This is a genomic window from Pseudomonas sp. SLBN-26, assembly GCF_006715895.1.
GTDB classification, from domain to species: Bacteria; Pseudomonadota; Gammaproteobacteria; order Pseudomonadales; family Pseudomonadaceae; genus Metapseudomonas; species Metapseudomonas otitidis.
On record NZ_VFOB01000001.1, the window covers coordinates 2,443,378 to 2,466,645 of the forward strand.

Consider the following 23,268-nt stretch of genomic DNA (forward strand, 5'->3'; position numbering starts at 1 on the left):
GAGTGATACGGGCCATAACAATGACCAGAGCCGTACGCATCGGTTGCGCCTCCGCATTCTGGGGCGACACCTCCACCGCCGCCGCCCAGTTGGTGAACGGCGCGCAGCTGGACTACCTGGTGTTCGACTACCTGGCGGAGATCACCATGTCGATCCTCGCCGGGGCACGCATGAAGAAGCCGGACGAAGGCTATGCCACCGACTTCGTCGAGGTGCTGGCACCGCTGCTGCCGCAGATCGCCGACAAGCGCATCCGCGTGATCAGCAACGCCGGCGGGGTCAACCCGGTGGCCTGCGCCGCCGCGCTCTCCGCGGCCTGCGAGAAAGCCGGCGTGGCGCTGAAGATCGCCGTACTGCACGGCGACAACCTGCAACCGCGCCTGGGCGAGCTGGCCAAGGCCGGCGTCCGCGAGATGTTCACCGACGCCCCGCTGCCGCCCATGTGCGTCTCCGTCAACGCCTACCTGGGCGCCCCCGGCATCGTCGCGGCGCTGGAGGCCGGTGCCGACATCGTCATCACCGGCCGGGTGGTGGACAGCGCCGTGGTCAGCGCCGCCCTGGTCCACGAATTCAAATGGCGCTGGGACGACCACGACCGCCTGGCCCAGGCCGCCCTCGCCGGCCACATCATCGAATGCGGCGCCCAGTGCACCGGCGGCAACTTCACCGACTGGGAACAGGTGCCCGACTACGAGCACATCGGCTTCCCCATCGTCGAAGTGGAGGCCGACGGCCAGTTCTGCGTGACCAAGCCGGACGGTTCCGGCGGCCTGGTGACGCCCTTCACCGTCGGCGAGCAGATGCTCTACGAGATCGGCGACCCACGCGCCTACCTGCTGCCCGACGTGATCTGCGACTTCACCCAGGTGCGCCTGGAGGCCGCCGGCACCGACCGTGTGCGCGTTTCCGGCGCCCGGGGCCTGGCGCCCACCGAGCGCTACAAGGTCAGCGCCACCTACCCCGACGGCTTCCGCTGCACCGCCAGCTGCCTGATCGCCGGCATCGACGCGGTGAAGAAGGCCGAGCGGGTGAGCCGCGCCATCATCGCCAAGACCGAGGAAATCTTCGCCGCACGGGGCTGGGGCCCCTACCGCGAGGTGAACATCGAACTGCTGGGCAGCGAGGCCACCTACGGGCCCCACGGCCAACGGCAGGACAGCCGCGAAGTGGTGATCAAGCTCGCCGTGCGCCACAGCAAGAAGGAGGCGCTGATCCTCTTCTCCCGCGAGATCGCCCAGGCCGCCACCGGCATGGCCCCCGGCCTGACCGGCATCGTCGGCGGCCGCCCCACGGTGTACCCGGTGATCCGCCTGTTCTCCTTCCTGGTGGACAAGAGCGCTTGCAGCCTGGAGGTGGAACTGGACGGCGAACGCCACCCGGTGGCCCTGCCCGAAGCCGGCAGCGCCGACCCGACGGCCCTGGCCGAAGACCTGCACCCGCCACGCCCGGTCGGCGAGGCCGACGCCAGCGTGCCGCTGATCAGGCTCGCCGTGGCCCGCTCCGGCGACAAGGGCAACCACAGCAACATCGGCGTCATGGCGCGCCGGCCCGAGTTCCTGCCGTGGATCGCCGAGGCGCTGACGCCCGAGGCCGTGGTGGACTGGATGGCCCACGTGCTCGACCCGCAGACCGGCCGCGTGCAGCGCTGGTACCTGCCCGGCACCCACAGCCTCAACTTCCTGCTGGAGAACGCCCTGGGCGGCGGCGGCGTCGCCAGCCTGCGCATCGACCCGCAGGGCAAGGCCTTCGCCCAGCAACTGCTTGAATTCCCCGTACCGGTGCCGCGCGCACTGGCCGAGACCCTGTAGCGCGACGAGGACGACAACAACAATGAGCTACGACTCCGTATTCCGGCCCGGCCTGTTCGCCGGCCAGACCATCCTGGTCACCGGCGGCGGCAGCGGCATCGGCCGCTGCGTGGCCCACGAACTGGCCCACCTGGGCGCCCACGTGGTGCTGGTGGGGCGCAAGGCGGAAAAACTCGAAGCCACCGCCGGCGAGATCATCGAAGACGGCGGCAGCGCCAGCTGGCAGGCCTGCGACATCCGCGACGAAGAAGCGGTCAAGGCCATGGTCAAGGCCGTGGTGGCCGAGCGCGGCCCCATCCACCACCTGGTCAACAACGCCGGCGGCCAGTTCCCCGCGCCGCTCATCGGCATCAACCAGAAGGGCTTCGAGACCGTGGTGCGCACCAACCTGGTGGGCGGCTTCCTGGTGGCCAAGGAGGTCTTCCTGCAGAGCATGAGCAAGACCGGCGGCAGCATCGTCAACATGCTCGCCGACATGTGGGGCGGCATGCCCGGCATGGGCCACTCCGGCGCCGCCCGCGCCGGCATGGAGAACTTCACCAAGACCGCCGCCTACGAATGGGGCCACGCCGGGGTGCGGGTCAACGCCGTGGCGCCGGGCTGGATCGCCTCCAGCGGCATGGACACCTACCCCGAGTCGATGAAAGCGATGATCCGTTCCCTCAAGGACCACGTCCCGCTGCAGCGCATCGGCACCGAGTCCGAGGTGGCGGCCGCCATCGTCTTCCTGCTCTCCCCCGGCGCCAACTTCATCAGCGGCAACACCATCCGCATCGACGGCGCCGCCAGCCAGGGCACCCGCGCCTGGACCCTGGGCAAGGCCCGCGCCAGCGAGTCCTACAACGGATTCCACCGGGCCTATCTGCCCGCCGTGTTCAAGGACGAGGAGTAAGCCATGGCCGTGATCCAATCCGAACTCGACGTCCACGGCGACGACTTCGCCCGCAACCGCGAGGCCATGCTGGCCGCGGTGGCGAGCTTCCGCGAGGTGGAGCAGAAGGTGCTGGACAAGGCACAGGACGCCAAGCCCAAGTTCGAGAAGCGCGGCCAGTTGCTGCCCCGCGAACGCCTCAACCTCCTGCTGGACCCGGGCAGCCCCTTCCTGGAGCTGTGCTCCCTGGCCGGCTACAAGCTGCACGACGACAAGGACGGCACCCAGGCCGGCGGCGGCATCATCGCCGGCATCGGCTACATCGCCGGGGTGCGCTGCCTGATCAGCGCCAGCAACAGCGCCATCAAGGGCGGCACCATCTCCCCCACCGGCCTGAAGAAGACCCTGCGCCTGCAGCAGGTCGCCGTGGAGAACAAGCTGCCCATGGTGGCCCTCACCGAGAGCGGCGGCGCCAACCTCAACTACGCGGCGGAGATCTTCGTCGAAGGCGCGCGCGGCTTCGCCAACCAGGCGCGCATCTCCGCCATGGGCATTCCCCAGGTCACCGTGGTGCACGGCTCCAGCACCGCCGGCGGGGCCTATCAGCCGGGCCTGTCGGACTACGTCATCGTGGTGCGCGGCAAGGCCAAGATGTTCCTCGCCGGCCCGCCCCTGCTCAAGGCCGCCACCGGCGAAGTGGCCACCGACGAAGAACTCGGTGGCGCCGAGATGCACGCCCAGGTGGCCGGTACCGCCGAATACCTGGCCGAGAACGACGCCGACGCCCTGCGCATCGCCCGCGAGGTGCTCGCCATGCTGCCCTGGAACGCCCAGTTGCCGGCCCCGGTGAAACCCACCTGGCGCGAGCCGCTGTACAGCACCGACGAGCTGCTGGGCGTGGTGCCGGCGGACCCGAAGAAGCCCTACGACGTGCGCGAGATCATCGCCCGCATCGCCGACGGCTCCGAATTCCTCGACTTCAAGAACGAGTTCGACAGCCAGACCGTCTGCGGCCACCTGCGCATCGAGGGCCGCCCCTGCGGGCTGATCGGCAACAACGGCCCGATCACCCCGCGCGGCGCCGCCAAGGCCGCGCAGTTCATCCAGCTCTGCGAGCAGAGCAACACCCCGCTGCTGTTCCTGCACAACACCACCGGCTTCATGGTGGGCACCGAGTCGGAGCAACTGGGGGTGATCAAGCACGGCTCGAAGATGATCCAGGCCGTGGCCAACGCCAGCGTGCCCAAGCTCACCCTGGTGGTGGGCGGCTCCTACGGCGCCGGCAACTACGCCATGTGCGGCCGTGGGCTGGACCCGCGCTTCATCTTCGCCTGGCCCAACAGCCGCACCGCCGTGATGGGCGGCGCCCAGGCGGGCAAGGTGCTGCGCATCGTCACCGAGGAGAAACACGCCAAGGAGGGCAAGGAAGCCGACCCGAAGATGCTCGACATGCTGGAACAGATGACCGCGCAGAAGCTCGACAGCCAGTCCACCGCGCTCTACGGCACCGCCAGCCTGTGGGACGACGGCCTGATCGACCCCCGCGACAGCCGCAAGCTGCTGGGCTACCTGCTGGACATCTGCGCCGAGGCCGAGGCCCGGCCCCTGAAGACCAACCGCTTCGGCGTGGCTCGCTTCTGAGAACCCTCACGGTGCGCCTGGCGCACCCCCAACGGCTTACTCACGGAGAACAACAACAATGATCTTCACCCAGGAACACGAAGAACTCCGCCGTACCGTCCGCAACTTCGTCGACAAGGAGATCAACCCCCACGTCGACCAGTGGGAGAAGGACGGCCGCTTCCCCATCCACGACATCTTCAAGAAGGCCGGTGAGCTGGGCCTGCTGGGCATCTCCAAGCCGGAGAAATTCGGCGGCATGGGCCTGGACTACAGCTACTCCATCGTCGCCGCCGAAGAGTTCGGCACCATCCATTGCGGCGGCATCCCCATGTCCATCGGCGTGCAGACCGACATGTGCACCCCGGCCCTGGCGCGCTTCGGCTCCGACGAGCTGCGCGAAGAGTTCCTGCGCCCGGCCATCGCCGGCGAGATGGTCGGCTGCATCGGCGTCTCCGAGGTGGGTGCCGGCTCCGACGTCGCCGGGCTCAAGACCACCGCTCGCAAGGACGGCGACGACTACGTGATCAACGGCAGCAAGATGTGGATCACCAACTCCCCGTCCGCCGACTTCATCTGTCTGCTGGCCAACACCTCCGACGACAAGCCCCACGTCAACAAGTCGCTGATCATGGTGCCGATGAACACCCCCGGCATCACCCTCAGCCCGCACCTGGACAAGCTCGGCATGCGCAGCTCCGAGACCGCCCAGGTGTTCTTCGACAACGTCCGCGTGCCGCAGCGCAACCGCATCGGCCACGAAGGCGCCGGCTTCATGATGCAGATGCTGCAGTTCCAGGAAGAGCGCCTGTTCGGCGCCGCCAACATGATCAAGGGCCTGGAGCACTGCATCGACGCCACCATCGACTACTGCAAGGAACGCAAGACCTTCGGCAACGCACTGATCGACAACCAGGTCATCCACTTCCGCATGGCCGAGCTGATGACCGAGGTGGAATGCCTGCGCGCCCTGGTCTACCAGGCCACCGAAATGTACGTGAAGGGCAAGGACGTCACCCGTCTCGCCTCCATGGCCAAGCTCAAGGCCGGGCGCCTGGGCCGCGAGGTCACCGATGCCTGCCTGCAGTACTGGGGCGGCATGGGCTTCATGTGGGACAACCACATTTCCCGCGCCTACCGCGACACCCGCCTGGTGTCCATCGGCGGCGGTGCCGACGAGATCATGCTCGGCATCATCTGCAAGCTGATGGGCATCCTGCCGGGCAAGAAGAAAGACTGAGACGGGGGTGACCATGGAACTGCCGAACACCGAGACCCTGCTGCTGGAGCCCGCTGACGGCGTGCTGCACATCACCCTCAACCGCCCGGAAAGCCGCAACGCCATGAGCCTGGCCATGGTGGAAGAGCTGCGCGCGGTGCTCGCCGCCGCGCGCCAGGCACCCGAGGTGCGTGCCCTGGTGCTGCGCGGGGCCGGCGGTCACTTCTGCGCCGGCGGCGACATCAAGGACATGGCCAGCGCCCGCGCCACCGGCGGTGAGGCCTACCAGCGCCTGAACCGCGCCTTCGGCCGCCTGCTGGAAGAGGCCCAGGCCCAGCCGCAGGTGGTGATCGCCGTGCTGGAAGGCGCGGTGCTCGGTGGCGGCTTCGGCCTGGCCTGCGTGTCCGACATCGCCCTGGCCGCCGAAAGCGCCCAGTTCGGCCTGCCGGAGACCAGCCTCGGCATCCTCCCGGCACAGATCGCGCCCTTCGTGGCCAAGCGCATCGGCCTCACCCAGGCCCGCCGCCTGGCCCTCACCGCCGCCCGCTTCGACGGCCGCGAGGCCCTGCGCCTGGGCCTGGTGCACAGCGCCGAGGCCGACGCAGCGGCCCTGGACCAGCGCCTGGCCGACACCCTCGACCAGGTGCGCCGCTGCGCCCCCGGCGCCAACGCCCGTACCAAGGCGCTGCTGCTGGCCACCGAGGAACGCGAGCTGGGCCCGCTGCTGGACGACGCCGCCGCCTGGTTCGCCGAAGCCGTCACCGGCACCGAAGGCACCGAGGGGACCCTGGCCTTCGTGCAGAAGCGCAAACCGACCTGGGCCCAGTGAGCCCAGGCGGTGGATCGATAGAGCGCGATCCACCCTACGCCCGATCCCCACGCAACAACGAGGCACCCGTAGGGTGGATGTCGCTCTCCACATCCACCGCAACACCGAACACAACAGGCGGATCACCCCAACCCGATCCCCACGCAACACCGAAGCACCCGTAGGGTGGATGTCGCTCTTCACATCCACCGCAACACCGAACACAACAGGCGGATCACCCCAACCCGATCCACCGGCACCACCGAACGCAAACAGCCCGGATCCCGGACGCCCTCCGGTCCCCCAGCAGGAGCACGAAGATGCCCGCATTCAACAAGATCCTGATCGCCAACCGGGGCGAGATCGCCTGTCGGGTGATGCGCACCGCCCACGACCTGGGCTACCGCACCGTGGCCGTGTACAGCGAGGCCGACCGCGACGCGCGCCACGTGCAGCTGGCCGACGAAGCCGTGTGCATCGGCCCGGCACCGGTGGGCCAGTCCTACCTGAGCGTCGAGGCCATCCTCGACGCCGCGCGGCGCACCGGCGCGGATGCGGTGCACCCGGGCTACGGCTTCCTCTCCGAGAACGCCGCCTTCGCCCAGGCCTGCGAGGCCGCCGGCATCACCTTCATCGGCCCCACCGTGGAGGCCATCCACCTGATGGGCAGCAAGCGCCTGTCCAAGATCGCCATGCTCGAAGCCGGCGTGCCCTGCATCCCCGGCTACGAAGGCGCCGATCAGGACGACGCCACACTCGCCCACGAGGCCGAGCGCATCGGCTACCCGCTGATGATCAAGGCCAGCGCCGGCGGTGGCGGCCGTGGCATGCGCCTGGTGCACGAGGCGAGCGAGCTGGCGGCGCAGATCCGCACCGCGCGCTCGGAAGCGCAGAACGCCTTCGGCAGCGGCGAGCTGATCCTCGAACGCGCGGTGATCCAGCCGCGCCATGTGGAGATCCAGGTATTCGGCGACCGCCACGGCCACATCCTCTACCTGGGCGAGCGCGACTGCTCGGTGCAGCGCCGCCACCAGAAGGTGGTGGAAGAAGCCCCCTGCCCGGTGATGACGCCGTCCCTGCGCCAGGCCATGGGCGAAGCGGCCGTCAAGGCGGCCGCCTCGGTGAACTACCTGGGCGCCGGCACCGTGGAGTTCCTGCTGGACGCCGAAGGCCGCTTCTACTTCCTGGAAATGAACACCCGCCTGCAGGTGGAGCACCCGGTCACCGAGCTGGTCACCGGGCTCGACCTGGTGGCCTGGCAGATCCGCGTCGCCGCCGACGAAGCCCTGCCGCTGGCCCAGGACGACATCCGCCTAGACGGCCACGCCATGGAAGTCCGCCTCTACGCCGAGGACCCGGCCGCCGGCTTCCTGCCGCAGACCGGCGACGTGCTGCGCTGGGAACCCGCCAGCGGCGCCGGCGTGCGCATCGACCACGGCCTGGTGGAAGGCCAGCCGGTGACGCCCTTCTACGACCCCATGCTGGCCAAGGTGATCGCCTGGGGCGCCACCCGTGACGAGGCCCGGCGCAAGCTGATCCGCGCCGTGGAGGACTGCGTGCTGCTGGGGGTCAAGGGCAACCAGCGGTTCCTCGCCAACCTGCTGGCCCACCCCGAATTCGCCGCCGGCCACGCCACCACCGCCTTCATCGGCGAACACTTCGCCGCCGACCCGAGCCTGGCCCCGCAGCCGCTGCCGGCCGTGGAGCTGGCCGCCGCAGCCACCCTGCTCTACCAGGCTTCCGCCGAATCCCGCGCCCACCAGGCCGGCCTCGCCGGCTGGCGCAGCGCCGGCAGCGCGCCCTGGCGCCTGGTGCTGCGTCAGGGCGAGCAGAAGCACGAAGTCCTGCTGGACGTCCGCGTCAGCGGCCCGCAACCGCAGTTGCAGGTCCAGGCCGCCGGGCAGTTCGTCGCCGTAAGCCTGCTGGCCTGCGACGGCCGCTGGGCCACCCTGGAGCTGGACGGCATCCGCCGCCGCCTCGCCTACCACCACGACGGCGAGCGTATTTGGCTCAAGGGCCACCAGGGCAGCATCGAACTGCAGGACGTCACCCACGAACCCGCCGGCGGCCAGGCCGGCGCCGCCTCCGGCACCGTCAAGGCGCCCATGGACGGCGCCATCGTCGACGTGCTGGTGGAGGAAGGCACCCCGGTCACCAAGGGCCAACTGCTGGTGGTGCTGGAGGCCATGAAGATGGAACACCCCCTCAAGGCCGGGATGGACGGCACGGTCCGCCGCGTGCAGGTCAGCGCCGGCGACCAGGTGAAGAGCCGCCAGGTGCTGGTGGAGGTCGAAGCCGCCGACTGAACAACCGCTCGAACCGCGCGACTCGACTAGGTTGAGTAGCCAGGAACCCGACAACACCAACAGGAGCACCCCCATGTCCCTTTCCGGCAAGACCCTGTTCATCACCGGTGCCAGCCGTGGCATCGGCCGCGAGATCGCCCTGCGGGCCGCCGCCGATGGCGCCAACATCGTCATCGCCGCCAAGAGCGCCGAGCCCCATCCCAAGCTGGAAGGCACCATCCACAGCGTCGCCGCGGAAGTGGAAGCGGCCGGCGGCCGGGCCCTGCCCCTGCAACTGGACGTGCGCGACGAAGCGGCCGTACGCGATGCCCTGGCCCAGGCGGCCGAGCACTTCGGCGGCATCGATGCCCTGGTCAACAACGCCGGCGCCATCAAGCTGGTGGGCGTCGAGCGCCTGGAGCCCAAGCGCTTCGACCTGATGTACCAGATCAACACCCGCGCGGTGATGGTCTGCAGCCAGGCCGCCCTGCCCTACCTCAAGCAGAGCGGCAACGGCCACATCCTCAACCTGTCCCCGCCACTGAACCTCGACGCCAAGTGGTTCGCACAGCACGGCCCCTACACCGTCACCAAGTACGGCATGAGCATGCTCACCCTGGGCATGAGCGAGGAGTTCAAGCGCTACGGCATCAGCGTCAACTCGTTGTGGCCGAAGACCATGATCGCCACCGCCGCCATCGAGTTCGAACTGGGCAGCCGCGACGCCTTCAAGCGCGCCCGCACCCCGGCTATCATGGCCGACGCCGCCCACGCCATCCTCTCCAGCGAAGGCCGCCGCATCACCGGACGCCTGCTGGTGGACGAGGAGATCCTCCGCAAACAGGGCCAGACCGAGTTCGAGCACTACCGCTTCGACCCCGAGGGCGGCAGCCTCATCCCGGACCTGTTCGTCGACTGACCTTCCTGACCCGGCGCTCAGAAACGCTCAGTTCTGCGCGCCAACGTGACACTAAAGTGCCAGCTCGCTTTGCAACCGGCGCCACCCCGGCGCCGGATCAATCCGGATGGCCTCATGACACGCATTTCCCCACGCTTGCTGCCCTTCCTGCTGGGCTTCGCCTTCACCCCGCTGGCCCAGGCGGCCGTGACCACCAGCTTCACCCTGGACAACGCCACCATCGGCACCTACAGCCGGGCCGGTTCCAGTGGCAGCAATTTCCAGTACGTGTACCAGTACTTCACCCCGTCCACGACCGGCAGCTACACCTTCGGCATGGACGCATCGGCGTTCAACGACCCGTACATGTACTTCTACCGGGGCAGCTTCGACCCGAACGACCCGGCCGCCAACCTGATAGGCCAAGACGACGACGGCAACAGGGTGTCCACGGCCTGCAATACCTCCGGGGCCTTTCACTGCCCTCAGTTGACGATGGACCTGGAAGCAGGTGTCGACTACTACCTGGTGATCACCACCTATAACGGCGGCGTCCCGATCGTCCTGCCGCTGAGCTTCTTCGTCACTGGTGATATGGCGGTGGACGTCGGTGGCGAATCCAGCGGCACGGCCCTGGTGCCCTTCTCCGGCACACCGTCGGTAGGGGCTGCCGCCCAACTGGACGCTCTGCGCGGCCAGGCAGGTGCGCTGCAGGACACCATCCGCCTGCTGGATGCCATGACCCCCGAGGCCAAGCGCGCGACCCTGGCGCGCATCGCCCCGCAGAGCAACGTCGCCCATGAGCTCGCCTTGCAATCCGTGCAGCACAGCGTCTGGAACAGCCTCTCCGGCCGCCTCCATGGTCTGCGTGCCCAGGATGACAGCGCGCTGGCCCTGGGCCTGATGGACAGCGACGCCAGCCAGTGGCTGGCCAGCAATGCCGACGCTGCCGGCAAGGCCGCCCGTGCCCCGGCGCAGGGTTTCTGGATCCAGGCCTTCGGTGGCCGCCTCGATCAGCGCAGCCACGCCGGCTACAGCGGCTACGACAGCCACACCCAGGGCATGACCCTGGGCCTGGACACCCGCCTCAACGACGCGTGGGTTGCCGGTGCCGCCTTCAGCTACGGCACGGTCAACCTCAACCAGCAAGGCGAGCGCAAGGGTGACGGCAGCGACATCGACACCTACCAGCTCAGCGCCTACGCCAGCCGCGACTTCGGCGCCTGGTACCTGGACGGCATGCTCGGCTACGCCCAGCAACGCTTCGAGACCCGCCGCGACACCGTCCTCGGCGGCACCGCCGAAGGTCGCTTCGACGGCCAGCAATACAGCGCCCTGCTGGAAGCCGGCCTGCCGCTGCGGCTGACCCGCCAGGCAACCCTGACGCCGCTGGCCGGCCTGGAGTGGAGCCAACTGCACCTGGACAGCTACAAGGAGCGCCATGCCGGCGCCCTGGGCCTGGACGTAGATGGCGAGCGCCAGGACCGCCTGGCCAGCCGCGTTGGCGCACGCCTGGGCATGGACCTGCCGCTCTCCGGTGGCACCCACCTGCAGCCGGCCGTGCAGATGACCTGGCGCCACGAGCTGATCGGCAACGCCCTGGACACCAACGCCCGCTTCATCGGTGGCGGCAACGCCTTCTCCACACCGGGCCAGCGCCTGCCCCGCGACAGCTACCAGCTGGACCTGTCCCTGGCCATGCTGCGTGCCGACGGCAGCAGCGTGAGCCTGGGCCTGAGCGGTGACACGGCAACCGCCCGCAGCGGCTTCGCCGGCCAACTGCAAGCCAAGTGGCTGTTCTGATCAGTTCCTGAAACCCGGCGGCGGAGTCATTCCGCCGCCGCTCCAGACCAAGCCGAGTCCTGTCAGAGCATCGCGGTAGGCGGACATCTGCGCTGTCTGCTCGTCATCACCGGGCAGCAATAGCCGCAGCACATGGGCAATGATCAACTCCCCCCGCGACACGAAAGAAAAGTCTTACAGATAAAAGAGAACATAAATATTGACCAGAAAGCCTTTAGCAGGCTTGCACTCCCCATCCAGATCTAGGCTGCAGTTACACCTGCCAGGACTGGAACCGGAGGAGCCATGCAGCTTGCCCAAAATGCTTCTAACTCTCGCAGGCTGGAAACCACTACGGGCCTGTTATCGGTGCTAGTGGGGCTGACACTTCCCCTACACGCTTACCCCGCCACAACCACCTTTACTTTGGACACGGCAACCATCGGCACATACAAACGCCCCGATACGGGCCCAAATGTGTCGTTCCAATACGTATTCCAGTTCTTCACACCCAACACGGACGGGATCTACACCGTCGGAATGGACGCCTCAGCCTTCGAAGACCCCTACATGTACTTCTACCGGGGCACCTTCGATCCATCCGACCCGACTGCCAACCTGATCGGTCAGGATGACGATGGCAATGAGGTCTCCACGGCCTGCAGCACCTCGGGCAACCCGTACTGCCCTCAGTTGAACGCTCAGTTGGAAGCAGGTACCAACTACTACGTCGTCATCACGACCTACGACGATAGTGTTCCGATCATTCTGCCCTTGAGCTTTTTTGTCATCGGCGGATCCGCAGTCAACGTAGCGGGGCAACCCGCACGCCAACTCAGAAGCATTGCAAGCAGCCCTGCGCAGTCCATAGCGAATCAACTGGATACCCTGCGGGGTGAGCCAGGCGCTCTGCAGCGGTCCATCCGGCTACTGGATGGGATGACACCCGAAGCCCAGCGCGAAACCCTGACCCACCTGGCGCCTCAGAGTAACTCCGCTCACGAGCTTGTCTTGCAATTCATGCGCAACAGCATCTGGCACAGCCTCTCCGGCCGCCTCCATGGTCTGCGTGCCCAGGATGACAGCGCGCTGGCCCTGGGGCTGGTGGACAGCGACGCCAGCCAGTGGCTGGCCAGCAATGCCGACGCCGCCGGCAAGGCCGCCCGTGCCCCGGCGCAGGGCTTCTGGATCCAGGCCTTCGGTGGCCGCCTCGACCAGCGCAGCCACGCCGGCTACAGCGGCTACGACAGCCACACCCAGGGCATGACCCTGGGCCTGGATACCCGCCTCAACGAGGATTGGGTTGCCGGTGCCGCCTTCAGCTACGGCACGGTCAACCTCAACCAGCAGGGCGAGCGCAAGGGGGACGGCAGCGACATCGACACCTACCAGCTCAGCGCCTACGCCAGTCGCGACTTCGGCGCCTGGTACCTGGACGGCATGCTCGGCTATGCCCAGCAGCGCTTCGAGACCCGGCGCGACACCGTCCTCGGCGGCACCGCCGAAGGTCGCTTCGACGGCCAGCAATACAGCGCCCTGCTGGAAGCCGGCCTGCCGCTGCGACTGACCCGCCAGGCGACCCTGACGCCGCTGGCCGGCCTGGAGTGGAGCCAACTGCACCTGGACAGCTACAAGGAGCGCCATGCCGGCGCCCTGGGCCTGGACGTAGATGGCGAGCGCCAGGACCGCCTGGCCAGCCGCGTTGGCGCACGCCTGGGCATGGACCTGCCGTTCTCCGGTGGCACCCACCTGCAGCCGGCCGTGCAGATGACCTGGCGCCACGAGCTGATCGGCAACGCCCTGGACACCAACGCCCGCTTCATCGGTGGCGGCAACGCCTTCTCCACACCGGGCCAGCGCCTGCCCCGCGACAGCTACCAGCTGGACCTGTCCCTGGCCTTGCTGCGTGGCGACGGCAGCAGCGTGAGCCTCAGCCTGGGCAGCTACAACGCGACCGCTCGCAACGGCTTTTCCGGGCAGGTGCAGGCCAAGTGGCTGTTCTGACCCCTGCTGGATAATCAGTCCGCCCAAAGTCCCGCACCACAAACCCTCCGTTATTTGCCGAACTGCCCGCCCTCCTCCGCGCGCGGGCCAAGTGCATTCGCCGGAAACGCGCCTAGATTCGCCGGTGGCGCCTATTCCCACCCCGCGAAGGTGGTCAGAACAACAAGACTGAAGTGCGAGAACCATGACCCAGGCCGACCTGATCTCCCCGTTCCGCTTCCTCGCCCGCCTGCCGGCGAACCTCAACCGCGTGCCCCGCATGTTGCTGGGCCTCTACTTCACCGGGATCCGCAACCGCGACAAGACGCTCTCCCTGGGCTGGGCCCTGGAGCGGGCGGCGGCGCGCTATCCGCAGCGGCCGGCGGTGATGGACGAGACGCGCAGCCTGACCTACGCCGAGTTCAATGCCTGGGCCAACCGCATCGCCCACGCGCTCAAGTCCGAAGGCGTGGGCCCCGGCAAGGTGGTGTCGATCATGCTGGAGAACCGCATCGAGATCCTCGCGGTGCTGGCGGCGGTGGCCAAGCTGGGCGGCATCGGCGCGCTGGTCAACACCACCCAGCGCGGCAAGGTGCTCGCCCACAGCCTCAACCTGGTGAAGGCCGGCCACCATGTGGTCGGCGAAGAGCTGCGCAGCGCCTTCGAGGAGGTGGAACCGGAACTGGAGACCGCCGGCGCCCGACGCTACTGGGTGGCCGACGACCTGGACACCCGCCGCGACGCCGGACAGGCCCCGCGCGGCTGGACCAACCTGATGCGCCTGGCCGGCGAGCACAGTGCGGAGAACCCGGCGGACACCGGGCGGGTGCGCCTGAAGGACGCCTGCTTCTACATCTACACCTCCGGCACCACCGGCCTGCCGAAGGCCTCGATCCTCAGCCACGGCAAGTGGATCAAGGCCTACGGCGGGTTCGGCCACTCCGGGCTGGGGCTCACCGACCGCGACGTCTTCTACCTGACACTGCCCTGCTACCACAACAACGCCGTCACCGTGAGCTGGGCCTCGGTGCTGGCCGGTGGCGCGGCCATCGCCCTGCGCCGCAAGTTCTCCGCCAGCAACTTCTGGAAGGACGTGGCGCGCTACCAGGCCACCTGCTTCGGCTACATCGGCGAGCTGTGCCGCTACCTGCTGAACCAGCCGCCCTGCCCCGAGGAGAAGGACAACACCCTCACCAGCATGATCGGCAACGGCCTGCGCCCGGCCATCTGGGACGAGTTCAAGACCCGCTTCGGCATCCAGCGCGTCACCGAGTTCTATGCCTCCAGCGAAGGCAACATCGGCTTCACCAACGTCTTCAACTTCGACAACACCGTGGGCTTCTCCCCGGCCACCTACGCCATCGTCCGCTACGACCTGGAGAACGACTGCCCGGTGCGCGACCACAAGGGCTTCCTGACCAAGGTGGACAAGGGCGAGCCGGGCCTGCTGATCAGCGAGATCAGCGAAAAGTGGCCCTTCGACGGCTACACCGACCCAGCCAAGAGCGAGGCGGTGATCCTGCGCAACGTATTCAAGAAGGGCGATGCCTGGTTCAACACCGGCGACCTGATGCGCGACATCGGCTGCAAGCACGCCCAGTTCGTCGACCGCCTGGGCGACACCTTCCGCTGGAAGGGCGAGAACGTCTCCACCACCGAGGTGGAAAGCGTGCTGGGGGTGTTCGACGGGGTGGAGGATGCGGTGGTCTACGGCGTGGAGATTCCCGGCACCAACGGCCGCTGCGGCATGGCGGCACTGCGCCTGAGCCCCGACGCGGACCTGGACGCCGCCGCCGTGGCCGAGCACCTGGACCGCGAGCTGCCGCCCTACGCCGCCCCGCTGTTCCTGCGGCTGCTGGACGAGATCGAGACCACCGGCACCTTCAAGTACAAGAAGACCGACCTGAAGAAGGCCGGCTTCGACCCCACCCAGGTCAACGAGCCGCTCTACGTGCGGCTACCGGGGGAACCCGCCTTCCGCCCCCTGGACACCGACCTGCATGCAGCGATCCAGAGCGGCGAGTACCGCTTCTGAGGCTGCTCCACGGGGTGGGCCTATCTCACCCCGTGGCCTCCTCGCCATGAGCGCCAGCCGGGCTACTGCTTGAACTCGATCTGCAGCTCGGCGCCCTCTACGGAGCGCAAGTAGTCCTCTTCCCGCTGGTTGGTGATGAGCTTGCCGTTGAGCTGGTAGGGGCTCTGCTCCGACGGCTTCTCCACGAACATCGGCGGCAGCAGCGGCTGCTCGACGTGCTGCTCCTGCTTCACCCGCGGCTCCAGTTCATCCACCAGGTGCTTGGGCAGGCTCAGGTCGAGCTTCGGCTCGCGCAGCTTGACCTGCTCCACCTTGGACGGCTTGGGCTTGGCGGGCGTGGGCTTCGGTTTTGGCTTGGGGGTGGCGGGCTTGGGTTTGGGCTTCGGCTTGGTGGCCTCGGCCTTGGTGGCGGTCGGCTTGGGTTTCGGCTTGGCTTGCGTGGAGGCCTCTGCGCAGGCGTTGCCGGGGCTCACGGCGGGCATGGCCACGAGGCCAGGCCAGGCATCCACCCGTGGGGCCACCGGAGCCGGGCTGGCCAGGGTCGATGCGCAGAAGCCAAGGAGCAGGGCAGGCAGCAGGATTCGGGTCATGGAGCGGCCACCGCTGGGTGAAAGGTGCACCATGCTGGCGCGCCAGGCGGGCACTGGCAACCCTGCTTCATCCGCGGGCGGTTTCACGGCCGGTGAATACGGCCACCAGCAGCAAGCCGAAGCCCAGGGTATGGATCAGCCCGCCGATGGCGCTGATGCCGCTGAAGACCACGCTCACCCGCGCGGCCTCCATGTCCTCGGCCCACAGGTAGACGGTGAGGTAGAGCACCTGCTGCAGCAGGGTCCAGGCCAGCATCACGCCCATGCTGGCCAGGCAGAAGCGGGCGGCCCGGGGGCGCTCGCGCCAGTAGCGGACGGACAGGGCGATGCCGGCCAGCCAGGCGATGATCAGCGGCACCAGGCCGATGTAACCGAGGACCTGCATGGTCAGGGCGTGGGAGAGGATGCTCTCGCTCATTGGGGTCTCCAGGGGTCGAGATGGGCGGTATCGAGGCGCCGCCACTGGGCAGCACGGGGGCGCTCGGAAGGTGGCAGCCAGAGGCCGTCCACGGCCTCCAGCGCCTCGGGGGCGACGCCCAGTAGGGTGTCGAGGGGCAGGTGTCGAGGCTCGCCGGCCTCTTCTGCGACGTCGTCGTGGTACGGGTGGTTCCGCCAATGCAACGCCCCACCGCTGAACCCTTCGAAACGCGGCATCGGGCCGATGGGGTCGGGCCAGGGGTGGAGCCGGTGCGCGAAGGTGTCCAGCACCAGCAGGTGCCACTCGCCGTCGTCATGCCGGGTCAGGGCCAGGTAGCGGCCATCCGCCGACCAGGCCATGGCCGGCGCGAGATCGGCCAGGGCGCAACCGCAGGCGGTAAGCAGGTACCCACCCTGGCGCGGCAGGCGCTCATGCAGGTAGGCGCCGCCATAGGCGGTGCGGCTGCCGAACAGCCAGGCCGCATTGCCGCCGGCAGGCGCCGGCAGCACGAAGTCGCCGTAGGCGTTGGAAGCGGGCGGCTGGCTCAGCGGGCGCCAGTCGGGCAGCGGCTCGAGTGCCGCGCCCACACGCAGGCGGCGCAGGGCATAGCAGAGCTGGCGGCCCTCACGGCGCGTGAGGAAATCCGCAGCGCTCGCCACCGGGGGTGGTGGCTGGTCGATGGTCTGCAACGGGGTGGCCGTGCGCGTGTCGGCCAGGCGTCCGGTCACCACGGCCAGTTCGACGATGCCGTCCTGGAAATCCATCAGCCGTGCCAGGGGCAGGCCGAGGTCGATGCCCAGCAGGCGCCGGGCCGACACGTCCGCCACCACCAGGCGATGGGGCACGGCCGGGGCTTCGGCGAACGCCACCAGTGCGAGGTAGCGACCGCAGGCGGAAACACGGTGATCCAGGCACCACTCACCCTCCAGCACCCACTCACCGATGCGGCAGCGGTAGGCAGCCCGCAGCCCGTCGGCGCTCTCCCGCTGCCACTCCAGCAACGGGCGGCGGCCATCGGCCAGCGGTGCCAGGCGCAAGTCGGCCTGCATCACCGGCGTGGCGCGGCCGAGGGGGTACAGCAGCTCCAGCCGCGTGGCAGCACGCAAACCCGGCACGGCGCGACCCCAGGCGTCGAAGCCGGCCAGGCGTTCGAGTTCCTCGTTGAAGATGTGGTGCACGGCGTTCCCATACTCCATCTGATCCAGTTCGGGGAGGTCGAAGCGGGCCTGCATGACCAGGTGGGTCGGCTCCAGTACGAGCGGCGCTTCGGGCATCAGGCGCGGCTCATCCTCCCGGGGCTGCCAGTCGTCCAGGGTGCGCCAGCCCGGCCCGGCTTCCCAGACCCGGACAGGGCATGGCCACGGGCGCTCCTGGGCGGTGTCGCGCAGGCGGCAGGCGAAGGCCAGGCCGTCGGCTCGCCACACGGGGCGCGCGTCGTCGGGCAGCAGCAGCCCGGTGGGGGCGTCGTCCAGCCACAGCTGGTAGCTGGGGTAGCGCAGCGGCAGCAGCGGATCGTCACGCTCGCGCAGTCGCTCCGGCAGCCAGGGTTCGCCGCGCAGGCGATGGGGGCCGGTGGGGGGCGAGAGGTCCAGCACGGCCTGCTGCTGCCTCTCGGCCCAACCGGGAGCGAGCCAGAGGTCGCCGATGGCGACGAAGCCCTCGCAGGTCGCCTCGCGCAGCACGGCTTCGAGGCTGAGGCGGTAGCCCTGGTCCGACACCAGCGGGCTGTGGCGACCGCGCAGTTCGCCGCCACTGAAGGCATCCAGCTCCCAGAAGGCGTCGTTGGCGCAGTGGTAGAGCCGGCGCTGCTGGCGATCGAACACCGCCAGCGACCAGGCGCCGCGCGAGGGGATGGGCGCGGCGAAGTAGCGGCCGTCGTCGGAGAAGCGGGCCGAGCTGCCCAGCCCCTCCAGCAGCACGCCGTCGGGCATCAGGTAATCGGTGTACACCGGCCCGCCCATGGCGATCTCGCCCCAGCCCAGGGTGCGCACCGGCTCGCCCTCCGGCGTGAGCAGCTCACCGCCGCCCCAGGCGCTGGTGCCCCGGGCGCCCGCGTCCACCGGGCCGATGGGTTCAGCCGTGACCGGGGCGCTGGCCAGGCCCAGACGACGCTCCAGGGTCGCCGCGCTGGCCAGGCCGATGAACACCCAGAGCACGCCGGCGCCGATGCCCCAGTAGCCGGGCAGCGTGGCTCCCAGGCTGAAGGCAGCGCCGATCACGGCGCTGGTGAGCAGGCTGCTGACGCCCTTGCCGATGCGCGGCCAGCGGGCGACGACGATCAGCACCAGGGCCAGCCCCACCACGCTTGCGGCCGCACCGGCCAAGGGCAGGCTGGCCACCAGCAGGATCGGCAGCACCAGCACCGCCAGTTGCCAGACGAGCCCCAGCAACAGGCGCGGCAGGCTCTCGGTCGGGGCGTCGGATTCGGGAACGGGGGGCATGTCAGGCTCCTGCGCGGGCGTCACAGGGTGACGGATCGACCGTCACCCTGGCGTGACACAGGCGGCAAGTCGCGACCATCAGGGCGCCGGGGAAGGCTCCAGGGCCTTCAGCAGGGCGTCCAGGTCCTGCCGGGGGTAGGCCTTGCGCAGAGCCTCCAGGCGCTCGTCGGCGGCCTTGGCCTGGCCTTGGCGTCGCAGCTCCAGCACCTCGCGCAGGCCCTGCTGCAGGGCCGGTTCGAGGGGCGCAGCTACGGGCTTGGCCAGCTTGGCGGCGGGCGGGAAGGCCTCGTCGGCGGCCAGGCGGGCCTGCTCGGCGATCCGCGCATCGGCAGTGGCGCTGTCGGCCAGCGCGGCCACCGGGGCGGACTCGAACTGGGGGGCGGCCTTCTTCATCTCCGCTGCCGGTGCGGGCGCGGAAAAGGCCTGCATCGGCGGCGCAGCGGGCTCGGCGCTGTAGCCCGCATCCGGGGCGGGCGCGCTGCGGGCCAGGGGCGCCGGGGCGGCTGGGGCCATGGCCGGTGCGGGGGCGACGGCGTACTCCGGCGGCTGCCGGTCGAGGTTCTGGAAGGTCAGGCTGACGCCCACGCCCAGGCAGGCCAGGCCGGCGAAGGCCACCGACCAGCGCTGGCGGCCACCGGGGCCGAACAGCCAGGCATGCAGGCGCTGGCCCAGGCTCGGCACCGGCGGGCGGACGGCCTCGCGGGCGGCGGCGAGGATGCGTGCATCCAGCTCGGCGGAGGGCTCGCCCTCGCCGTGGGCACGGAAGTGGGCGAGCAATTGCCGCTCCAGCTCGTCCTCTCTGCGTGGGTCCTGGTTCATGCGGTTCTCTCCTCGGCGGCGGGGTCGGCCAGCAGCCGGCGCAGCTTCTGCAGGGCATAGCGCAGGCGACTCTTCACCGTCTCGGCGGGTGTGCGGGTCATCTCGGCGATCTCGTGCAGCTCGAGGTCGCCATGGGCGCGCAGCAGGAAGACTTCTCGCTGCTCGCCGGGCAGTTCGTCCAGGGCGGCCTGCAGGCGCTGGCGGTCGCGGCTGAGGCTCAGCTGGGCCTCGGGGTCGTCGGCCTCCTCGCTCGGCAGCAGGTCGGCATGGGCCTGCTCGTCGAAGGCCTCCACCTTGCCCTGCAGCCGTCCGTGCTTGCGCCAATGGTCGATCAGGCGGTTGCGGGCGATCTGGTAGAGCCAGGTGCGGAAAGCCACGGCCTCGCGCTGCTCGCTGGCGCTGCGCACCAGGCTGAGCCAGGTCTCCTGGAAGATCTCTTCGGCCAGCGAGCTGTCGCCGCACAGGCCGCAGAGAAAACGGTAGAGGCCGAGGCGATGGCGTGCGTAGAGCACGCCGAAGGCCTCGGCATCGCCGCGTCGGTAACGCCGCAGCAGGGCGGCGTCGTCATCCGTGATGGTGTCGCTCAAGTCACTCGGTCCGTACCGGGTTGGAGGCCGGATTTTGCAGGCTTTGCGCGAGTTCCACCAGTTGCACGAACTCGTTGCGCAGGCCGTAGGGGTCATCGCCGCGCGCGCCACGTGCCAGGGCCAGGGTGTCGGCGTAGCCGAACTGGCCGGTGTAGCGGGCGCCCTTGAGCTGCTGGGCGAAGGCGGCGACCGAGGCGGCGAAGCGCAGGTCGTCGCTGGCCTGGGCGATGGGACGGGCGTCGACGGCGGCGATGGGTTGCTCCAGCAGGCGGCTGGTGTCGGCACCCGGCGCCTTGTAGCGAATGCGCAGCCAGGCCAGCTCACCGGCCTTGCCGGCCGCTGGTGCGGCCGGCTGGTAACGCAGCGGCTCCAGCCAGCCCTTGCCGCCGGCCGGGACGATCTCGTACAGCGCGGTGACGGTGTGGCCCGCGCCGATCTCGCCGGCATCGACCTTGTCGTTGCTGAAGTCTTCGCGCTTGAGGGAACGGTTCTCGTAGCCCAGCAGGCGGTATTCGCTGACCTGGGCGGGGTTGAATTCCACCTGCAGCTTCACGTCCTTGGCCACCACCTGGAGGGTGGAGCTGAGCTGGTCCACCAGCACCTTGCGGGCTTCGCGCAGGCTGTCGATGTAGGCGTAGTTGCCGTCGCCGGCATCGGCCAGCTGTTCCATCAGGTGTTCGTTGTAGTTGTCCACACCAAAGCCGAGGGTGGTGAGGGAGATGCCGGTGCGGCGCTTCTCCTCGGCCAGGGCCTTGAGGCTGTCGAAGTCGCTGATGCCGACGTTGAAGTCACCGTCGGTGGCCAGGAGGATGCGGTTGATGCCGTCCTTGATCAGGCCCTTGCGCGCCTGGGCATAGGCCAGCTGGATGCCGGACTCGCCGGCGGTGGAGCCCCCGGCGGCCAGCTGGTCGATGGCGGCGCGGATCTTCTCCTTCTCGTTGCCCGGGGTGGACTCCAGCACCACGCGGGCTTCGCCGGCGTAGGTGACGAGGGACACGCGGTCCTCGGGGCGCAGCTGGTCCACCAGCAGCTTCAGGGTGCCCTGCACCATGGGCAGGCCTTCGCGACGGTCCATGGAGCCGGAGACGTCCACCAGGAACACCAGGTTGGCCGGGGGAATGCGTGCGACCTGGGTGTCGGAGGCCTTGATGGCGATGCGCAGCAAGCGCGCCTCGGGGTTCCACGGCGAGCGGGCCAGTTCGGTGTCGATGCCGAACGGCACGTTGCCCTTGGGCAGCGGGTAGTTGTAGGGGAAGTAGTTGACCATCTCTTCGAGGCGCACCGCGTCCTTGGGCGGCAGGCTCCCGCCGTTGAGGAAGCGGCGCACGTTGGCGTAAGCGCCGGTGTCGACGTCGATGCTGAAGGTGGAGACCGGCTCGGCGGCCACGGCGTGGACGCTGCTCTCTTCCACCTTGGCGTACTGCTCGCGGTAGCTGTCCTGGTAGCCGGGGAGGCTGTCGGTCAGCGGCGCGGGGGCCACCGGTACCGGTGCCATCATCTTGCGCTCCATCACCGCGTAGCTGGCGTTGGGCTCTATGGCGGCAGGCTTGGCGGCCAGGCTGTCTTTCTGCGACTCGTTGGCGGCGCCGCGGGTCTCCCCGCCATGCTGGGAGCAGGCGGCCAGGGCGAGCAGCACGGTGGTGGCGAAACCGGCGGCGAGGGGGCGACGGGTCAGGGCTTGGAGCGGGTGCATGGCGGGTTCTCCTGGGGGGACCGGAATGTCCTTGTGCACCAGTAGACGGAGGGGGTTCGGCGAACGGGTTAAGGGGTGTGAAGTTTTTTTGCGGTTCGAGAATGCGCCCCCCCTGGCGGCGGAAAAACGGCCGCCGCTTGAGGGGCGTCCGTAAAAAACCTCCCCACCCTAACCGCGACGCAGTAGCATCCCGCCTCGGACCTTCGGCCTCGCGCCGATCCCCCGGGGCGGCCGGCACGCCACGAAAGAGCCGCCTCCGACAACAACCAGGCCCCGTGGGCCACCGCCAGGGAATTCGGACATGAAGAAGTTGCTGGGCCTGCTGGCCCTGTTGATCCTCGCGCTCACCCTCTACCTTGCCTTCACCCCCTCCCCCATCGACCCGCTGGCCTGGGATGCGCCGCCGGCGCCGAGCATGACCGGGGTGCTGGAACCCAACGACACGCTGATGAAGGCCGAGCTGCTGGCCAAGGGGCAGGTGCACGGGCCGGAAGACACCGCCGTGGATGCCCAGGGCCGCGTCTACGCCGGCCTGCATGACGGCCGCGTGGTGCGCATCGACACCGACGGGCGCCTGGAAACCTTCGCCGAGACCGGCGGCCGCCCGCTGGGCATGGACTTCGACGCCCAGGGCAACCTGATCGTCGGCGACGCCTACAAGGGGCTGCTGAGCATCGACCCGAAAGGCACCATCAAGGTGCTGGCCACCGAGGCCGAAGGCGGCCCGTTCCGCTTCACCGACGACCTGGACATCGCCAGCGACGGCCGTATCTATTTCACCGACGCCTCGGACAAGTTCCAGCAGCCGGACTACCTGCTGGACCTGCTGGAGGCCCGCCCCCATGGCCGCCTGATGCGCTACGACCCGGCCACCGGCAAGGTGGAGGTGCTGCTCAAGGACCTGTACTTCGCCAACGGCGTGGCGCTGTCGGCCAAGGAAGACTTCGTGCTGGTGAACGAAACCTACCGCTACCGCATCACCCGCTACTGGCTGAGCGGCGAGAAGGCCGGGACCCATGACGTGTTCATCGACAACCTGCCGGGCCTGCCGGACAACCTGCAGGGCGACCGCAAGGGCACCTTCTGGGTGGCCCTGCCCTCCCCACGCAAGGCCGATGCGGACTTCCTCCACACCCAGCCCTGGCTGAAGGCACAGATCGCCAAGCTGCCCCGCGCGCTGTGGCCGAAGGCGGTGCCCTACGGGCTGGTGATCGCGCTGGACGAGAACGGGCAGATCATCCGCAGCCTGCACGACACCAGCGGCACGCACCTGCGCATGATCACGTCGGTGAAGCCGGTGGGCGACACGCTGTACTTCGGCAGCCTGGACAACGACCGCATCGGCAAGCTGAAGCTGCATTGAGGCAAAAGGGCTCTCCCGCCTGGGAGAGCCCTTCGGACGGGCGTTTTC

The 23,268-nt window shown here is 69.0% G+C and carries 17 protein-coding genes; 11 read left to right on the forward strand and 6 right to left on the reverse strand.

Features of this window, described 5'->3' with window-relative positions; translation table 11 throughout:
- Positions 1-20: 20 nt before the first annotated feature.
- The 10 genes from FBY21_RS11160 (at position 21) to FBY21_RS11205 (ending at position 15,309) form a co-directional block, all read left to right on the forward strand.
- Positions 21-1,808 carry an acyclic terpene utilization AtuA family protein gene (locus tag FBY21_RS11160; protein WP_142011031.1) on the forward strand — a complete coding sequence of 596 codons (1,788 nt, stop codon included), beginning with the start codon at positions 21-23 and terminating at the stop codon, positions 1,806-1,808.
- Between the two features lie 22 nt (positions 1,809-1,830).
- Entirely contained in the window at positions 1,831-2,700 is an 870-nt protein-coding gene (locus FBY21_RS11165) for an SDR family oxidoreductase (protein WP_142011034.1), read from the forward strand.
- A 3-nt stretch (positions 2,701-2,703) separates the two neighbouring features.
- Positions 2,704-4,320 (forward strand): geranyl-CoA carboxylase subunit beta, encoded by a 1,617-nt coding sequence (gene atuC / locus FBY21_RS11170; RefSeq protein ID WP_142011036.1) that lies wholly within the window; start codon positions 2,704-2,706, stop codon positions 4,318-4,320.
- Between the two features lie 58 nt (positions 4,321-4,378).
- Positions 4,379-5,539, forward strand: a complete 1,161-nt coding sequence (atuD, locus tag FBY21_RS11175; protein ID WP_044404901.1) for a citronellyl-CoA dehydrogenase — start codon at positions 4,379-4,381, stop codon at positions 5,537-5,539.
- Between the two features lie 13 nt (positions 5,540-5,552).
- Positions 5,553-6,347, forward strand: a complete 795-nt coding sequence (gene atuE, locus FBY21_RS11180) for an isohexenylglutaconyl-CoA hydratase (protein WP_142011038.1) — start codon at positions 5,553-5,555, stop codon at positions 6,345-6,347.
- A 299-nt stretch (positions 6,348-6,646) separates the two neighbouring features.
- A complete protein-coding gene (locus FBY21_RS11185; RefSeq protein WP_142011040.1) occupies positions 6,647-8,632 on the forward strand; it encodes an acetyl/propionyl/methylcrotonyl-CoA carboxylase subunit alpha in 1,986 nt (661 codons plus the stop codon).
- A gap of 73 nt (positions 8,633-8,705) precedes the next feature.
- A complete protein-coding gene (locus FBY21_RS11190; RefSeq protein WP_142011043.1) occupies positions 8,706-9,530 on the forward strand; it encodes an SDR family oxidoreductase in 825 nt (274 codons plus the stop codon).
- 114 nt (positions 9,531-9,644) lie between these two features.
- On the forward strand, positions 9,645-11,312 hold the full coding sequence (locus FBY21_RS11195) for an autotransporter domain-containing protein (protein WP_142011045.1): 1,668 nt from the start codon (positions 9,645-9,647) through the stop codon (positions 11,310-11,312).
- 999 nt (positions 11,313-12,311) lie between these two features.
- Positions 12,312-13,295 (forward strand): autotransporter outer membrane beta-barrel domain-containing protein, encoded by a 984-nt coding sequence (locus FBY21_RS29420; RefSeq protein WP_253543882.1) that lies wholly within the window; start codon positions 12,312-12,314, stop codon positions 13,293-13,295.
- A 184-nt stretch (positions 13,296-13,479) separates the two neighbouring features.
- A complete protein-coding gene (locus tag FBY21_RS11205) occupies positions 13,480-15,309 on the forward strand; it encodes a long-chain-acyl-CoA synthetase (RefSeq protein WP_142011050.1) in 1,830 nt (609 codons plus the stop codon).
- 62 nt (positions 15,310-15,371) lie between these two features.
- On the opposite strand, the gene FBY21_RS11210 is transcribed toward FBY21_RS11205, so the two are convergent.
- From FBY21_RS11210 to FBY21_RS11235, 6 genes are all read right to left on the reverse strand, one after another.
- Positions 15,372-15,899, reverse strand: a complete 528-nt coding sequence (locus FBY21_RS11210; protein WP_142011053.1) for a hypothetical protein — start codon at positions 15,897-15,899, stop codon at positions 15,372-15,374.
- Between the two features lie 67 nt (positions 15,900-15,966).
- Positions 15,967-16,317, reverse strand: coding sequence for a hypothetical protein (locus tag FBY21_RS11215; RefSeq protein WP_142011055.1), 351 nt, complete (start codon positions 16,315-16,317; stop codon positions 15,967-15,969).
- Positions 16,314-18,758, reverse strand: a complete 2,445-nt coding sequence (locus FBY21_RS11220; RefSeq protein ID WP_142011058.1) for a hypothetical protein — start codon at positions 18,756-18,758, stop codon at positions 16,314-16,316. The genes FBY21_RS11215 and FBY21_RS11220 overlap by 4 nt, the downstream gene beginning before the upstream one ends.
- A gap of 78 nt (positions 18,759-18,836) precedes the next feature.
- Entirely contained in the window at positions 18,837-19,577 is a 741-nt protein-coding gene (locus FBY21_RS11225) for a hypothetical protein (RefSeq protein ID WP_142011060.1), read from the reverse strand.
- Entirely contained in the window at positions 19,574-20,164 is a 591-nt protein-coding gene (locus FBY21_RS11230; protein WP_069564895.1) for an RNA polymerase sigma factor, read from the reverse strand. Before FBY21_RS11230 ends, FBY21_RS11225 begins: the two co-directional genes overlap by 4 nt.
- Position 20,165: 1 nt before the next feature.
- A complete protein-coding gene (locus FBY21_RS11235) occupies positions 20,166-21,857 on the reverse strand; it encodes a vWA domain-containing protein (RefSeq protein WP_142011063.1) in 1,692 nt (563 codons plus the stop codon).
- A gap of 301 nt (positions 21,858-22,158) precedes the next feature.
- On the opposite strand from FBY21_RS11235, the gene FBY21_RS11240 reads away from it, so the two are divergent.
- Positions 22,159-23,220, forward strand: coding sequence for an SMP-30/gluconolactonase/LRE family protein (locus tag FBY21_RS11240; protein ID WP_142011065.1), 1,062 nt, complete (start codon positions 22,159-22,161; stop codon positions 23,218-23,220).
- The last annotated feature ends 48 nt before the right edge of the window (positions 23,221-23,268 follow it).

Excerpts from the sequence above, each read along its gene's own strand:
- FBY21_RS11215 (WP_142011055.1), bottom strand. The coding sequence starts at position 16,317 with ATGAGCGAGAGCATCCTCTCCCACGCCCTGACCATGCAGGTCCTCGGT.
- atuE (WP_142011038.1), top strand. The coding sequence starts at position 5,553 with ATGGAACTGCCGAACACCGAGACCCTGCTGCTGGAGCCCGCTGACGGC.
- FBY21_RS11185 (WP_142011040.1), top strand. The coding sequence starts at position 6,647 with ATGCCCGCATTCAACAAGATCCTGATCGCCAACCGGGGCGAGATCGCC.
- FBY21_RS11235 (WP_142011063.1), bottom strand. The coding sequence starts at position 21,857 with ATGCACCCGCTCCAAGCCCTGACCCGTCGCCCCCTCGCCGCCGGTTTC.
- FBY21_RS11220 (WP_142011058.1), bottom strand. The coding sequence starts at position 18,758 with ATGCCCCCCGTTCCCGAATCCGACGCCCCGACCGAGAGCCTGCCGCGC.
- FBY21_RS11190 (WP_142011043.1), top strand. The coding sequence starts at position 8,706 with ATGTCCCTTTCCGGCAAGACCCTGTTCATCACCGGTGCCAGCCGTGGC.
- FBY21_RS11165 (WP_142011034.1), top strand. The coding sequence starts at position 1,831 with ATGAGCTACGACTCCGTATTCCGGCCCGGCCTGTTCGCCGGCCAGACC.
- FBY21_RS11160 (WP_142011031.1), top strand. The coding sequence starts at position 21 with ATGACCAGAGCCGTACGCATCGGTTGCGCCTCCGCATTCTGGGGCGAC.
- FBY21_RS29420 (WP_253543882.1), top strand. The coding sequence starts at position 12,312 with ATGCGCAACAGCATCTGGCACAGCCTCTCCGGCCGCCTCCATGGTCTG.
- FBY21_RS11195 (WP_142011045.1), top strand. The coding sequence starts at position 9,645 with ATGACACGCATTTCCCCACGCTTGCTGCCCTTCCTGCTGGGCTTCGCC.
- atuC (WP_142011036.1), top strand. The coding sequence starts at position 2,704 with ATGGCCGTGATCCAATCCGAACTCGACGTCCACGGCGACGACTTCGCC.
- FBY21_RS11210 (WP_142011053.1), bottom strand. The coding sequence starts at position 15,899 with ATGACCCGAATCCTGCTGCCTGCCCTGCTCCTTGGCTTCTGCGCATCG.
- FBY21_RS11225 (WP_142011060.1), bottom strand. The coding sequence starts at position 19,577 with ATGAACCAGGACCCACGCAGAGAGGACGAGCTGGAGCGGCAATTGCTC.
- atuD (WP_044404901.1), top strand. The coding sequence starts at position 4,379 with ATGATCTTCACCCAGGAACACGAAGAACTCCGCCGTACCGTCCGCAAC.
- FBY21_RS11240 (WP_142011065.1), top strand. The coding sequence starts at position 22,159 with ATGAAGAAGTTGCTGGGCCTGCTGGCCCTGTTGATCCTCGCGCTCACC.
- FBY21_RS11205 (WP_142011050.1), top strand. The coding sequence starts at position 13,480 with ATGACCCAGGCCGACCTGATCTCCCCGTTCCGCTTCCTCGCCCGCCTG.